This is a genomic window from Methanoregula sp. (assembly GCF_050010295.1).
Classification (GTDB): Archaea; Halobacteriota; Methanomicrobia; order Methanomicrobiales; family Methanospirillaceae; genus Methanoregula.
Window position 1 is genome coordinate 44,004 of record NZ_JBEKLH010000001.1, and the last position, 13,301, is coordinate 57,304.

General features: G+C 57.1%; 13 protein-coding genes. 7 read left to right on the top strand and 6 right to left on the bottom strand.

What is annotated here, in order from left to right:
• Positions 1-108: 108 nt before the first annotated feature.
• From ABSB80_RS00280 to ABSB80_RS00300, 5 genes are all read right to left on the bottom strand, one after another.
• On the bottom strand, positions 109-756 hold the full coding sequence (locus ABSB80_RS00280) for a TfuA-related McrA-glycine thioamidation protein (RefSeq protein WP_428366974.1): 648 nt from the start codon (positions 754-756) through the stop codon (positions 109-111).
• The gene (locus ABSB80_RS00285) at positions 719-1,930 is read right to left on the bottom strand and encodes a YcaO-related McrA-glycine thioamidation protein (RefSeq protein WP_428366976.1); all 1,212 of its coding nucleotides are present in this window, start codon (positions 1,928-1,930) and stop codon (positions 719-721) included. The genes ABSB80_RS00280 and ABSB80_RS00285 overlap by 38 nt, the downstream gene beginning before the upstream one ends.
• 413 nt (positions 1,931-2,343) lie before the next feature.
• Positions 2,344-3,036 carry an MBL fold metallo-hydrolase gene (locus ABSB80_RS00290; RefSeq protein ID WP_428366978.1) on the bottom strand — a complete coding sequence of 231 codons (693 nt, stop codon included), beginning with the start codon at positions 3,034-3,036 and terminating at the stop codon, positions 2,344-2,346.
• 148 nt (positions 3,037-3,184) lie between these two features.
• Positions 3,185-4,189: a flap endonuclease-1 gene (gene fen / locus ABSB80_RS00295; protein WP_428366980.1), complete on the bottom strand. Its 1,005-nt coding sequence runs from the start codon at positions 4,187-4,189 to the stop codon at positions 3,185-3,187.
• Between the two features lie 25 nt (positions 4,190-4,214).
• Positions 4,215-4,529: a hypothetical protein gene (locus ABSB80_RS00300; RefSeq protein WP_428366982.1), complete on the bottom strand. Its 315-nt coding sequence runs from the start codon at positions 4,527-4,529 to the stop codon at positions 4,215-4,217.
• Between the two features lie 57 nt (positions 4,530-4,586).
• Here ABSB80_RS00300 and ABSB80_RS00305 point away from each other — a divergent pair, with 57 nt between their 5' ends.
• Positions 4,587-5,480 carry a presenilin family intramembrane aspartyl protease PSH gene (locus ABSB80_RS00305; RefSeq protein WP_428366983.1) on the top strand — a complete coding sequence of 298 codons (894 nt, stop codon included), beginning with the start codon at positions 4,587-4,589 and terminating at the stop codon, positions 5,478-5,480.
• A 643-nt stretch (positions 5,481-6,123) separates the two neighbouring features.
• Here the strand turns inward: ABSB80_RS00305 and ABSB80_RS00310 are convergent.
• Complete coding sequence (locus ABSB80_RS00310) at positions 6,124-6,885, bottom strand: winged helix-turn-helix transcriptional regulator (protein WP_428366985.1); 762 nt, start codon at positions 6,883-6,885, stop codon at positions 6,124-6,126.
• Between the two features lie 113 nt (positions 6,886-6,998).
• Between ABSB80_RS00310 and ABSB80_RS00315 the strand changes: the two genes are divergently transcribed.
• The 6 genes from ABSB80_RS00315 to ABSB80_RS00340 all read left to right on the top strand — a co-directional run bounded on the left by ABSB80_RS00315 (position 6,999) and on the right by ABSB80_RS00340 (position 13,300).
• The gene (locus ABSB80_RS00315; RefSeq protein ID WP_428366987.1) at positions 6,999-7,187 is read left to right on the top strand and encodes a hypothetical protein; all 189 of its coding nucleotides are present in this window, start codon (positions 6,999-7,001) and stop codon (positions 7,185-7,187) included.
• Between the two features lie 235 nt (positions 7,188-7,422).
• Positions 7,423-8,808, top strand: a complete 1,386-nt coding sequence (locus ABSB80_RS00320) for a COG1470 family protein (protein WP_428366989.1) — start codon at positions 7,423-7,425, stop codon at positions 8,806-8,808.
• 224 nt (positions 8,809-9,032) lie between these two features.
• Positions 9,033-9,272 (top strand): hypothetical protein, encoded by a 240-nt coding sequence (locus tag ABSB80_RS00325; protein ID WP_428366991.1) that lies wholly within the window; start codon positions 9,033-9,035, stop codon positions 9,270-9,272.
• A 14-nt stretch (positions 9,273-9,286) separates the two neighbouring features.
• Entirely contained in the window at positions 9,287-10,219 is a 933-nt protein-coding gene (locus ABSB80_RS00330; RefSeq protein WP_428366993.1) for a hypothetical protein, read from the top strand.
• 11 nt (positions 10,220-10,230) lie between these two features.
• The gene (locus ABSB80_RS00335; protein WP_428366995.1) at positions 10,231-11,130 is read left to right on the top strand and encodes a hypothetical protein; all 900 of its coding nucleotides are present in this window, start codon (positions 10,231-10,233) and stop codon (positions 11,128-11,130) included.
• Positions 11,123-13,300, top strand: a complete 2,178-nt coding sequence (locus ABSB80_RS00340) for a hypothetical protein (protein WP_428366997.1) — start codon at positions 11,123-11,125, stop codon at positions 13,298-13,300. The genes ABSB80_RS00335 and ABSB80_RS00340 overlap by 8 nt, the downstream gene beginning before the upstream one ends.
• Position 13,301 lies beyond the last annotated feature (1 nt).

Genomic DNA, 13,301 nt, shown 5'->3' on the forward strand with positions numbered 1-13,301 from the left:
TTCAACATACCAAAGTCCCCGGGAACGTCTGAGTGAGCACGTTTCATCCGGCAGAGACGGGATTTTTGTCGCCAGAATGGGACTATGCTTTGTTGTATCCACCTTGTCTCATTTTCCAGCAATCCCCCGGATATACTCCAGCGCCGCTATCGCATCGTCCCGTTTCCGGTCGCAGGCGTGTTTCTTTACCCACCCGAGGAACCGGTCCCTGACGCCATCATCAAGGGTATCCCCTGCGGCTTCCGCGACCCGCCGGTAGGTCCGCTGCGGGTAAAAAACGGATTTTGCCGCAGCGAGCAGGATATTGTGATCTTCAGCGCTCAGCACTCCCTGCCGGGCAGCCTCCCTCAGGGTAAAACGGATGTTGATGAGCGGTTCGGAAAGGGTGAGCCCGGTCTCCGGGTCAAAGACAAGGGCCACTTCGTCGTCCGACTCCAGCTCCCCGCTTTTGTACATCCGGTAGACTTCGCCGATGCCCACCATGCCCAGCGTGTCCATCTCGGCAGCCCGCAGGGCGCCCATGCTGGACGAACCCACCACCAGGACGCCTTTTTTCACTGCCTGGAGGATCTCCCGGTGGGCCACCGCACTCTCCTGGTGGAAGACGCCATCGATCAGCCCGATGATCGTGGCGCCGTCGTCAGCTGCCCGGAGGAGGTCGCCCCGTTTGGCGGGCGGGCGGTACTCAGCGGCGAGGATCTTCTCCGCTGACGGCCGGTCAAGGCTTGGCCCGAGAAAGACGATGATCCTGTGCATTGTCCACCCGTCTGCCACGGCGTTCAGGGTCCACGGCGAACACCTCGAGGCCCGGCACGACGACCCGCACGACCGGGATACCGATCTCTTCCCGGGTCAGGTCGACGACGATGACCCGGTCCATTCCCTGCTTTTTGAGCGCGTCCAGGATGTAGCGGATGTCCGTAAGGAAATCGTCGCTGTCGAACGATTGGAGATCATTATAGCCCACGGTGCCGCTGTCGCGGTACCAGTAGCCGTTGATCCTTTTCGCCCGTTCGTATCCCATCTTTTTCCGGAGCTCGGCGAGGGTCGTGTCCTCGCGGGCGCCGTGGATCTGCGTGAGCCTGCTCTGCGCCACCTCGGTGAGCGCCCGCATCACGGCAATCCGTGCGCTCGTGTGCGTCCCGATGCCGATCGTCAGGAGCATCGGGTCCCTGAGGAGCACGTCATCTGAGACGGCCGCTATCGTCGGGATCCCGATGTCGCTGGTGATGTCCCGCACTTTCAATTCGACCTGTGCAGCCGAGAATTTGCCCAGCATCTCCACGAGAGACGGATCATCGATCTCTGCCAGGCACGGCCCGGTATCGCGGCAGGCCTCCACCAGCGACCACGCGTCCCGCTCGATCACTTCCGAGAGGGCATGGAAGACGGCCTCCTCGAAGGTATTGCCTGACGCAAGGCCGTTGGTACTGGTGCGGAAGAGGGGGCGGTAATTGTGAGGGAGCGGGTGGAAGACGGCATGGGCAGGGAGGATGACGGGCTCGTTGTTCGCAATATCGTACCCCTCCGTCCAGGCGATGAGGCGGTCAGTATCGGAACCCTCAGGCAGGATCAGGTCCTTCGGGTCGATGACATTGCCGTGGGCGAGCATCTCCTGGTAGGGAGCAAGGGTCACTCTCCGGTCGTGCAGTTCCGAGGAGTAGCGTTCGATCCCTTCCATGATGGCCGAGATCCGGGACTCCTCGACCGTCGCCCCTTTCCCGTTATAGACCGTGATCGCTCCGGCTTCGGCCGTAGGCCTGATGCAGGAGAAGACCGGGATGCCGATCCGGTCGAGGCTGGTGATGTCGGCGACCCGCGTGATGCCGGCGGCGGGTACTTTTGGCTCTATGCGGGCAAGGGTCTCTTCAAGGGGGACGGCACGCTGGGTCTCGTTGTTGTAGGTCTTCCTGCAGGGCTGGAGTTGCATGGGGTCACCGGGAATCCGGGCATCTGCCAGACGGGCCGTGCATGGGAGTCTGGAGAGGGCCGGAAGGATATGTTCAGTATAAAAAAGTAGAGCGTGCCGGTGTTTATACATGTTCATGTGGCGGCAACAAAAAAGCCCTGCTGCACCGGCTCCGTTTATCCATAATCATACCCGGGCACCGCGACGGGACCGGGAGCACGGTGGAGGACATGAGAGCGGCGGGGTATCCTTTCCCGGCCAAGGCCCGGGGCAGGGTTTCCCTGGTAAATACGGGGGTATTGAAACAGCCCGTCAGATGAGCCGGCCATGGGGATGACAGGTGAGATTTTTTGCACGAACGCCTCCACACGGTCTTTCGTACAGTAGCCTTCGTAGGTAATTATGTGCCTGGTGAGGAAACTGCAGTTTTCTCCCTATGAACCGGCAGGTCCATATGTTTTTGCAAACTCACGGACTTTTCCCGATGCTCCCGGGCGAAGCGGCACCCCGTGTCCCGAGAGTATGAGATCGAATTCCAGGGAGGCGATTTTCCGGACAGATTGCCGTGCCCGGTCCACGTCCATGGTGAACTGCTCCGGGGGTCCTTCAAGGGTCTTCCCGTCGAACCTGAGCGTGTCGCCAGCAAAGAACGTCCTTGTCCCTTCATCCAGGAGGCCGATGCTACCCGGGGTGTGCCCCGGGAGATGGATGCAGACAAGGCCCTCCACCCGGTCCCCGTCATTGAGGAGGATGTCCGGCTGGAAAATATCCGGTTTCATGAATATGCCGATGATGCGCACCAGCAGGCCCATGACTCCTTTTGGTCGTGGCGGGGGTGTCTTTCCCGATACATAGGCTGCATCCGCCTCGTGCACCGCGACCTTTGCCGCCCCGCCGGAGGCATTCTTCAGCGCCGTGACATTGCCGGCATGATCGAGGTGGAAATGGGTCAGGATGATGGTCCTGATCTCCGCAGGACTCCGGTGCAGCTGGTCCCGGATATAGGAAAGAATCTTCGGACTGTTTCTAGGCAGCCCCGTATCGATGATGGTCAGCCCGTCGCGTACGATGACATAGCAGTTGCCGTTGACACCCTCAACCTGGTGAATTTCCGGTATGATTTCCATGGTATCACTGATCGCGTGGTATGGCTGTTTCAGGATATCAGGCTGCTGGCAGGAGATGAAGGTGTCCGGTGTAACGTGACCTCGTGTCTATTAATTCAAAAAATATCCTGAGACCGGTTATCTGCCGGAGGTGTCCTGGCAGGAAGTATCAGCCGAACCATCCCTCGAGCGTCTTCTGGCCCGCCTTTACCGTGAACCCTTCCATTGCCTTGTTCACCCGCTCTTCCGAGAAGTCGTAGCCGTCGCAGAGCATCCTCCTGATCCCTTCCGGGTCGGGGTGCCCGGCGGCAATGGCATAGTCGTCCGTGACCGGAGGGTGAAGGAACAGGTCCATGACCGGAGTTGGATCAAAATCCGGTTGAGTCTCCCGTAATTTTGCGAGGAATTCGCCTTTTTGCACCAGTCTGAGCCCGGTCTTTGCACCAACGCCGTCAACACCCCGGTTGAAGTCGGTGCCGACGAGGATGCCGATCTCGATCAGCTGCTCGCGGGTGAGCTGCAGGCCGGCAAGGGTATCGGCGAGCACGATCCGTTCCGGGCTGACGGTTATCTGCCTCCCCCGGATCTTCCGCTTTCCGCTGACCGTCAGGTTCCGGATGAGGACGGGGGCCCCGAACAGGAGGGTGTCATAATCCTGCGAAACCACATACCGGGCATCGCCTTTTGCCGCCATGTAGGAGGCCTGCGCCTCCCCTTCGCCGGTGGCCTGGACTACGGGGATGCCCATGAGGCGGAGCAGTTCCTTCGAGGTCTCGATAACGGTGGTATCGACGCGGGTTGCCGACCGTGCCTGTTTGTAGGCTTCCTCCTCGTCTCCCCGTTCGACCGCCGCCTTCCACTTCTCGCCCGCCGCATCGCGGACCTTCCGGCGCCCCTCGATCGTCGCCTGCTTGAGCACGGCAGGCTGCCCGTCAAAGACAAAGACCGGCTTGATCCCCCTTTCCATGAAGTTCGAGACCCGGAAGAGGATGCCGGAGAGGTGGGAGGTCACCCGCCCGCGCCGGTCCATCAGCGGCGTCCCGTCCGGCTGCCGGATGATGGTCAGGAACTGGTAGAGGGCGTTGTTGGCGTCTATGGCGGCGATCCCCGCAAGCGATTCCCAGGTAACCGGCACCTTGTAATCCGCGATGATATCGCGCAGTGGAACACCCATGCAGAATCACGCCATGGAAAAACGGTTATTTGTACGCCCGCCGGGAAAATTCGGCGATGAGTTCATCGAGATGGGAGAGGGCCATGTCATACTTGTCCACCATCCGCGTCGAGATCTCCTCGAGGTTGGTGCGCAGCATCCGTTCCCGGGTGGCAACGCTCTGTTCCAGCCTTCGCATCTTGACCTGGAGCGAGAGGAAGAGCCCCCCGATTGCGAGCATCATCAGGGCCGCGGCGATCGCGATGGTAAGGTCCTGCCAGAACCGGAGGATGAGGACGAGCGTCGAAAGGACCATGACGACGGTGAGCAGGATATCAGCAAGGTACTCACGTATCTCCATGCTTTTAGATGATGAGAGCACACTAATTAATCTAACTAAATCAGCAGAGACCAGACCATGGACCGAAAAACCCTCCTCCCGTTTCTCGCGATGCCGATCCTCCTCCTCGCCGTGGAGATCGGGGCAATCCTCCTCTCGCTTCCCGTGCAGGCCGCAGGCATCACGGCGTTCCAGAACCCCACCGATGTCACAAACCCGCTCATCTTCATCGCCATCCTGCTCGCGTTTACCGCGCTCCTGCTGGTGCTGATACGCTACAACCTGAAAAAGGTGATCGACGCAGTCATCAAGATATCCTTCTTCCTCACGTTCTGCTACATCTTTGCAGCTCTCGTCTATGCAGCCATGGGTGCAACCGACCTGGCAACCGTACTCGTGTTCGCGTTATCAGTCATCGCCTCGGTCGTCCTTTTCAAGTACCCGGAATGGTACGTCATCGACACGCTGGGGATCCTGATCGGTGCAGGGGTTGCCTCGATATTCGGGGTCTCCCTCGACATCCTGCCCGTTGTCATCCTCCTTGCCCTGCTCGCGCTCTATGATGCGATCTCCGTGTACAAGACGAAACACATGATCACCCTTGCCGAGGGGGTAATCGACCTGAAGACGCCCATACTCTTTGTCATCCCCAAGCGGAAGGATTACTCGTTCATCCGGGATGGGATCGGGAAGCTGGGCGATGGTGGCGAGCGGGCGGCATTCATCATCGGCATGGGGGACATGATCATGCCCTCCATCCTCGTCGTCTCGGCCAACGTCTTTCTCAAAGGGTGGAGGCTGGCCGGGATCATCAACCTGCCGGCGATCGGTGCGATCATCGGTTCGGTTGCCGGTCTCGCGGTCCTGCTGCATTTTGTCACGTCCGGAAAACCGCAGGCAGGGCTGCCGCCCCTCTGCGGGGGGACGATCCTCGGTTTCCTGATCGGGTGGGCTCTGATGATGTGGGTGTAGTGCCTTGGACTTACAATCCCCCTGAAAATTAACTGTAGTCGAAGACTACGTCTTCTCCAGCTCTTGCCTTCCTTCGGAAAGTAATCGCTCCGTAAAACGCCCCGTTTGTCAATCGGGGGCCGATTTGAAAATCCGGTTTTCTGATAGTCGCGTTTTTTCGCGAATTACAGCACAGTGATTTTGAAATACGTCTGAATTATCGTTATTTTGCTCATTTGAGGGGTATTTCAGCCTCTGAAAAAAGTCTTTTTATTGCCTTTTGGATGAGCGATTGCTGCCCGAAGGCAACAAGAGCTTGAGAAGAATGCCGGAGGCATTCTTCGAACGATGATCCGGGAGCTGAGATCCCGTGTAAAAGGCTGCCCGGGGAAATGGCGGGGGATGGGAGCTGAGTCCGGATAGGGAATTACGTTGGAAAGTGAGAGTATCGAATATCTTCAGGCTTTTGCCATTCCTGCTTGGGATGCAATCCTATCACTGATACGTTTATTATCCTATCACAAAATACTGATATCCCATCATCTCATCCGCGTTCCCCTCTTTTTCCTGGACCGTGTAGTAGCAGTCCCGCAGTTCATCTTTTTCATGGAGGATGAGGTGGTCAAAACCCCCGTCGCACGGGGAAGCCGGACGCGGGACTTTCTTACAAGGTTACGAGATATTTATTCAGGTATTTCCTCGCTTCAGGATCGAGGGTGTACCGGGTGGTTTTTCCCGTCCTGGTGACCGTCAGTATCCCGGCATCGCGCAACCGGTTCATATGCCAGGTGACCGCAGCACCGGATATCCCCAGCATCTTTTCCAGATCGTGCCGGGTCGTTGCGAAGTTGTTGATCAGGTATTCGAATATCGCACGGTCCTTGTGGTTCCGTAAAAATTTCAGGACTTTCTGTTCGGTCTCGGTAAATTTCCCGGAATTTTCGAAGTACCGTATATCGGCCTCCATTACAAGTGCCGATATTTTTCCTGTCATCCGCAGGAGCGCAAGATGATACCTGAGTGTCCCCCGGTTTATCCTGATCTTCCGGGATAGTTCATTGAAATATATCCCCGGGTTGGCTTTGACGGTTTCATAAATACGCGATCTCTTCTCGCTCAGGAGCACCGTGCCGGCGGTGATCTTCCGGTATCCGAGGAAGGCAATACCCTTCAGGAGGAAGAACAGTTCGACCGGGAAGAGCAGGAGAGGGCAGATCGAAAGCGCCACGCTTATCGCCATCACGCGAGGAGGAAGATCCCAGAATGAAACCTGGACGGTATCACCCGGGGTCAGACCCTGAATATCCGCATCGGTTGCCGGGGTGACCACATACCCGTTACCAAACAGTCCCGACATGGGTGAAGCTGCCATGAGAACAAGAAGGCAGACGACCGTAATGATGATCCCGAGATGATTCTCGTCCATTGAAAAGTGATTGTGAATTCCTTCGTCTTGAGTATTATGATCTGGTTTTTCCCCAGAAAATTATTCGTCATCGCCATCGGGGGGGGGTGAATATCTATTCCCAGATGATTGTCATGAACAGCTGGAAACACTGCGAGGATACCCTGCAGAATTTTCATGCCGATAGTTTTTCCTGGTTCCATACCGGGGAAGCACATGGCTGGCAGAACGTTCAAGGCCTTTATGGTTCAGCCGAGGGATCCTATCCGAACCACACCAGCCCGGTCTGGCGGAAGGTGCTGAACCAGAGTGCCCGCCAGTGAATCCTTCCGTTAAAGGGATCCGGATTGTTTCCGCCCATGAAGATCTCCCTGTAACGGGCGGGCCGACTCGCCATTAATACCGGTTCCTTTGCGTGCCGGCCGACCTGTTGCCAGTGCCATGGCGATGGTGCCGGGATCCTGGAAAGGTTTCCTGTATCGGTCCTGTAGATGAAATGGCTAGAGATCGTATATAATATGAGATTCAAACAGGAATTTATACAAGAGTTGAATATAAATGAACCTTAATGCTGGAAAAGTAATTCTCGCAGTCACGATGTTCTTTTTCGCCATCACTGCATGCACTGCTGCAGATGAACCCGGGAGTGTCGGAACGGTCCATGCTGAAACAATTGTTCCGGTACCCGGGGGTGAGAGTATACAGGCACCTCTCCCCCAGCCAACACCGGCCGGCGAGTCTTCAGGCAATTACACCCGGCTGGAAATTATGCCCACGTACATGAACTTCGTGGTTGAACCCGGCGAGAGAAAGGAAATGACCGTAACGGTCAGGAACCGGGACACAAAAACCGCCCGCGTCCAGCCCATGGTCCGGCAGCAGCCGTATGCCGGGCCCGATATTGTCGAGAGTTCCTGGATCGCCGTGAGTCCTGCGAGTGCTGATATTGCCGCCGGTGAGAGCACGAAATTCACCGTAATAGTTACGATGCCCGCAGGAACCCTGCGGGGGATGTACTCCTCGATGATTACGTTCACTGATGAAGCGTATCCCTCGGCGTATCCCCAGCCGTTTCCCAGTTATATCCACACGCTCGGCCTCAACATCAACGTCGCCTCGTCTCCCGTGATCCAGATCTCCACCCCGTATATCAGCGACCAGCTGGAATCGGGCAGCGAGTACTCCTACACCGTGGACGTAAAGAACAAGGGGAGCGCGCCCCTTGCCATGAACGCGAGGATCGGCGACGACAGCTACCCGGTGTACGGACCATACGGGCCGCAGGAACCGCCGCTTGATGCAAAATCCTTTACGATCAGTGCACCTTCGAGCATTCCGCCGGGCCGGAACGGGACGGTAACCCTGAAGGTGAATGTGCCGAAGAATGCCAGCGGGTACTTCAACGGGAACGTAGATCTCGGTATCGATGACCCCGCGATCAGGCTGGAGGAAAGCCGGATCCAGCTCAATTTCCTGATCTGGAAACAACCCGAGGGAGGTTTCTCGAAGAAGTTCCTGGTACCGTCACAGGAACCCATCTCCCTGGAACTCACATCGGCCATGCCCATGATGAGTCCGGTGACGGCAGCCGGGACTCCCCAGAACATGCCCCGCAGGGAGCCCTCGTTTGATGCCACCCTCACCGGGCCGGACGGAAACGCAAACCTCGTCCTCGTAGAGAAAGTGATCAAGGGTTCGGTGAACCTTGGCACCGACCCGGCACTCACCAACGGCGATCAGCCGGGTCAGTACCAGGAGACCGGTACCCAGTACATTTTCACGTATTCCGCACAGGGTGAACCGGGCCAGTGGACGCTTGCGGTGATGCCGAGGAACACGCAGTCCTTTGAGTACAAGATCTCGCTTGGCGGGGACAATCCGTTACCGGTCCCCTCCCTGTTCACTCTTCCCCCCGGGCTGCTGGGTAACGCCGCCCGCCAGTAAACCCGCATGCGGAGGAATATGGCGGCCGGTCCATGTCCTCCCGGACCGGGCCGGGACCTGCGGTAGGAAAAGCGCCGGGAAATCCGGTCCGGCTTATGCAATAAAAACCCGGAGAACTAAAAACCCTGTCAGGAGCTACGAACCCGTATGAATGCACGAAAATTAATTGAGATCGGCTGCGGGCCCCGAGAAACTCCCTTTGCAAATAAATCCACGGAGACCCCATGACTGACGATCAACCTCCGTTCACCTGCCCCCGGTGCGGTCACCAGGACAGCATCTTTCATCACGTCTGTCCCGAGTGCGGGCGTCCGTTCTTCCGGGACTATATGGACACCCGGTTTTACCCGCGTGACCCGAACCCGCAGGGAATCTATAAAGGAAAGTTCTGGGCCCGGGTCTTCCTGGTGCTGACACTGCTGGGACTGGCCATCGGGATTCTCGCGTCGTTTCACATTATCTAGAAGGAAAAATACTCATGAACCTTACCGACCGGAGAACCTGGGAAAAGATTCTCGTTGCCGTGTGCTGCGCGATCATTATTTCATGGATAGCGCTATTCGTCATCAGCCCGGGTCATAGAATTGTTGTCGGGACCTGCGGCCCTGATACCATGCCGATGTATTATTCAGTGGATATCCAACCGGAATTTGCTTCGGGTTTCCTCTACGAGTTCGGGAAGCGCGAACCAGACAAAGACCTGACCCTGCCCCCGATGAAGCGTTACGCGGAAAAGCAGCAGATCATCGACACCCTGATGGACCGGGCCGGGATCACCGCTGCACCGGACTCCGTTATCGGCCTCTACGAATTCCCGGATGCCCGGATCCTTCTTGCCAGCCGGGATACGGGTATGGTTGAAGTGCTCGGGACCGGTGACAGGATCCAGACACATAATCTGACCCCGGTACCTGTGGGAAGCCGGAGGTACGGGATCAATGAGACCGTGAACCCGGTGCAGCGTGGTGCCTATAATTTTACCTCTGACTATTTTGTCACAATTGACAGGGTAGATCTTGTGCTCCCGCCACCGGGAAATGCAACGACGCCCTTGTATATTGTCTATAAAACCGATGTCGACCAGATTTTTTATCCTGACGGCAGGCCCCTTGCGTCGATAACTACCCGCGGCACATTTTATGTACTCTACGGTCAGCAAATCGAACGCGTTATCGGCATGTCTGAAATCAAACTCGACCCCGGATGGAAGCAGTGCTCTCCACGGATGGATGTATCCGGGGAAGGCAGCAGGCTTGGGGATATACAACACACGGTGAAACTTGCACGGTCTTCGGAACGGATTCTGTGGTCCCGCCTGATCGTCACAAGCGCAGATATCCAGCAGTACGATACCGGCGAGGAAAGCACGAGCCAGTGGATGTCCACTGACAATACCGGGTGCAGTTGTTGAAGGGAGGAACTATGAACTTTCGTACGCTAATCGTCATTGCTCTGCTGCTGGCAGCTATCGTTTTGATACCGTTCACGAGTGCGGCAAACAGGACGACGGACCAAGCGTACTACCTGACTCATGCGGAAACCCTTGCCGGGCAGAAAGACATGTCACGGTACAGCGATACGCCGGAGCCTGAACCGCTCCAGACCATGAACGAGTCGACTGCCCGCCTTTATCCGAATGTGATTTGGTGCGGGAACGACTGCATGGTACCGAAGCCCTGCTCCTTCCCGTTCATTCAGTGCAAGTCCCCGCTCACGGTTATGATCGTGTACAATGTGAGGGGAACAAATCCGGGTTATCCCGGCCCGGTCGTCGGGTATAGGATGAGCGGGCGGAAAGGTAAAAACCAGCTGCAGTGGATCGAAGGCGGCCACGCATACGCGATCACCGGCATGCTGGATGAAGCGGAGATGGTGCGGATGGCAACTTCGCTTGCACACATGGACTACCGGCTCATGGCAACGATTCCCGTAAACCAACCCAAAACCGCCCAGCCGCTGACCATCTCCGAACTGACCTCCATTATCATGCCGGAATCCTGGGTCCGCAGTCATAACAACAGTACCACTCCGGGAATCATCGATATCCGGTTGCCTGCCCGCGAGTTTGATGAAACGTTTTCCAGAAGTACACAGTATCCGGATTTTCTCGTGTATCACAACATTAGCCCGGACCAACAGGTTGTGCTTTACCAGATCCCGAAGACCATGTTCGCCGCGGATAATCCGGATCCGGCGCAGGTCGTCATGAACCTTCCGGAATCGATGTTCCGGTATTACCCGGACCTGAATGCGGTCTTTCTGGACCGGTGCAGATACGACCGGATTCCGTGTCCGCCAGGAGGTGCTCAGGGAAATGCGTAATCTTGTATGGCTGGTAGCCTTGGCACTGGCGGTCGTTGTTGCAGCCGGGTGTGTGGGTTTTTTTAGCCTGGGGGCACCGCAGCGATCCCATGAAGAAATCAACCAGACAATTGCCGATTCGAACCCCGTCATATCTGCCGTATCCCGGGAAACCGATCCCAACCTCGTTCCGATCCCTACCGCCTTCAACCAGTCTCTCGCAGAGTTCTGGTCGTTCACCATCGACGGTCCCTACAGCTCCGATCCGAACTGGACCACTGCCGCTCTCGATCCTGAACCGGTCATCCTCTACGATATCAACGGCAAGCCGCAGTACTACGAGTTTTATCTCCGTGATGGGGGAACTATCCCCGGGTATTTCTGGACGTCAGCAAACAAACTCATGGGTCACGGAATCTCCCGGCTCTACCAGGGAGCTCCGTCGTACAATCATTCGCAGATCGCGTTGGATGCGGAAAAGGTTGTGAAAATGCGGTACCCGGATTACCCTCTCGTTTCGGATGTTCCCGCTCTCTATGGCGGAGGTTACCCTATGCTCTGCAGGATGATCATGATACAGAACACGAGCAACGGAACAGACGAGAGGGTCGTTGTCGATGCATTCACGCTCGAAATCGTTCCGGACCACCCTTCCGAAGACTACAAGGGCAGTGAATATGCGTGGTCGTACCTGGACTCCGTCACTCAGAGCGAATGGCCGGATCGTATTGCGCAATGGGAGCTGCAGGAATCGAACGCGAGCGGGATCGTGGCGTATGCGATGTCGCAGGGCATCGAAGTCCGGCTCCCGCTCAGCCCGCAGAACGCGAACATAATCCGGAATTATTCTGCGGCGGTGTCTCCGGGTCCCTCTTCCCCCGAACCCGACAGCACACCTGCTGTACCGGACGCCCGCCCAATCACGGACGAGCTGATCCGGGAAAATGAGGTGCCGGTAGATACCGCCCGTGTCCAGGCACAATCCACTCTCTGGGACCGGCAGGTCGACCGGCCCGATATCTCTGATGACCTGTCCTACCGGAATGCCACGATCAGCAGCCGGGAGCCTGCGACTATCGAGGATTTCATGGGCCGGAAACTCTATTACGTATTCGGCGTCGAACGCGACGGGGTTGCTGTCGGCGAAATTATCGTCGTGGCCGACAAGGGGGTGTATTCCCACCCCTGGGGTCTTGAGACCCCCACTGGGGAATACGATATCGCGGACGCCGTGCAGAAAGCCCGCGAAACGGCCGCGCAGGATTTTCCCGGCTCTGTCGTGCTCTCAACCCGGCCGGTCTATTCCCTTGCCGACAACTGCTGCCATAATGTTACGGTGATGATGGATCTGGAGGATCCGCAGACCCTCGAACGCAACCGGATCCATGTCGATACGTATACCCTGAACAGCCGGGTTGAACCGGTTACGGGTAACGAGGACACTGAGGCGTACCCGTCACTTTTTTCCCGGTTGACACCCGCGGACTTTGCCGATAACGCCCGGCGATGGGAGGAAGACGATAAAAAAGACCGGGATCTCGTCGCGTACGCACAATCGGAAGGAATTTACGGGCACCGGCCGCTGACCGATACCGGGATCGTAGCGCTCGGGGCATATATCACCAGAACGTCACCCACGTACGAGCATCCCCCGGCATTCAACCCGCTTTACCCGGGACCTGCAGTCCTGCCGACCCTGAGTAAGGAAACCCTTGCATGGCACGAGCAGGCAGACTGGTTCAGCGTCATCGATGTCGACGCTTCGCTCAGTGACGCTGATATTTCCCGGATCATCGGCAGCCACCGGATTCTCTACAATTATACCCTGAAGGTCTTTCCGGCTTCCCTCGTGAGGCGGTACTATCTCCGGGTTCCTGAAGCGGACTACAACCGGACGTTCTCGGTCCTCACGAGCGACGGATCTGCGGGACCCGAGCCTGAAACCGTCATGTGGGATTACGTCACGTTCCTGAAACGTGAAAACGGTACGATCACCATCCCTGTCGGGATCGGCGTTCCGGAGGAGGCAAACTTCCTGCGCCTGAAAGGAGAGGGAGTCCTCCTGAGGCAGATGAAAACGGCCTATATCAACTTCGATCCTGGCGTGAAAAAGGCTGAACGGGAAAAAATTCTTGCAGAGCTCAACGAGGATGACCGGGTGTTGTTTGCCCGGAGGGAGTGGTCTGGATGAA

Excerpts from the sequence above, each read along its gene's own strand:
- ABSB80_RS00285 (WP_428366976.1), bottom strand. The coding sequence starts at position 1,930 with ATGCAACTCCAGCCCTGCAGGAAGACCTACAACAACGAGACCCAGCGT.
- ABSB80_RS00315 (WP_428366987.1), top strand. The coding sequence starts at position 6,999 with ATGAACAGCTGGAAACACTGCGAGGATACCCTGCAGAATTTTCATGCC.
- ABSB80_RS00290 (WP_428366978.1), bottom strand. The coding sequence starts at position 3,036 with ATGGAAATCATACCGGAAATTCACCAGGTTGAGGGTGTCAACGGCAAC.
- ABSB80_RS00325 (WP_428366991.1), top strand. The coding sequence starts at position 9,033 with ATGACTGACGATCAACCTCCGTTCACCTGCCCCCGGTGCGGTCACCAG.
- ABSB80_RS00340 (WP_428366997.1), top strand. The coding sequence starts at position 11,123 with ATGCGTAATCTTGTATGGCTGGTAGCCTTGGCACTGGCGGTCGTTGTT.
- ABSB80_RS00300 (WP_428366982.1), bottom strand. The coding sequence starts at position 4,529 with ATGGAGATACGTGAGTACCTTGCTGATATCCTGCTCACCGTCGTCATG.
- fen (WP_428366980.1), bottom strand. The coding sequence starts at position 4,189 with ATGGGTGTTCCACTGCGCGATATCATCGCGGATTACAAGGTGCCGGTT.
- ABSB80_RS00335 (WP_428366995.1), top strand. The coding sequence starts at position 10,231 with ATGAACTTTCGTACGCTAATCGTCATTGCTCTGCTGCTGGCAGCTATC.
- ABSB80_RS00305 (WP_428366983.1), top strand. The coding sequence starts at position 4,587 with ATGGACCGAAAAACCCTCCTCCCGTTTCTCGCGATGCCGATCCTCCTC.
- ABSB80_RS00330 (WP_428366993.1), top strand. The coding sequence starts at position 9,287 with ATGAACCTTACCGACCGGAGAACCTGGGAAAAGATTCTCGTTGCCGTG.
- ABSB80_RS00310 (WP_428366985.1), bottom strand. The coding sequence starts at position 6,885 with ATGGACGAGAATCATCTCGGGATCATCATTACGGTCGTCTGCCTTCTT.
- ABSB80_RS00280 (WP_428366974.1), bottom strand. The coding sequence starts at position 756 with ATGCACAGGATCATCGTCTTTCTCGGGCCAAGCCTTGACCGGCCGTCA.
- ABSB80_RS00320 (WP_428366989.1), top strand. The coding sequence starts at position 7,423 with ATGAACCTTAATGCTGGAAAAGTAATTCTCGCAGTCACGATGTTCTTT.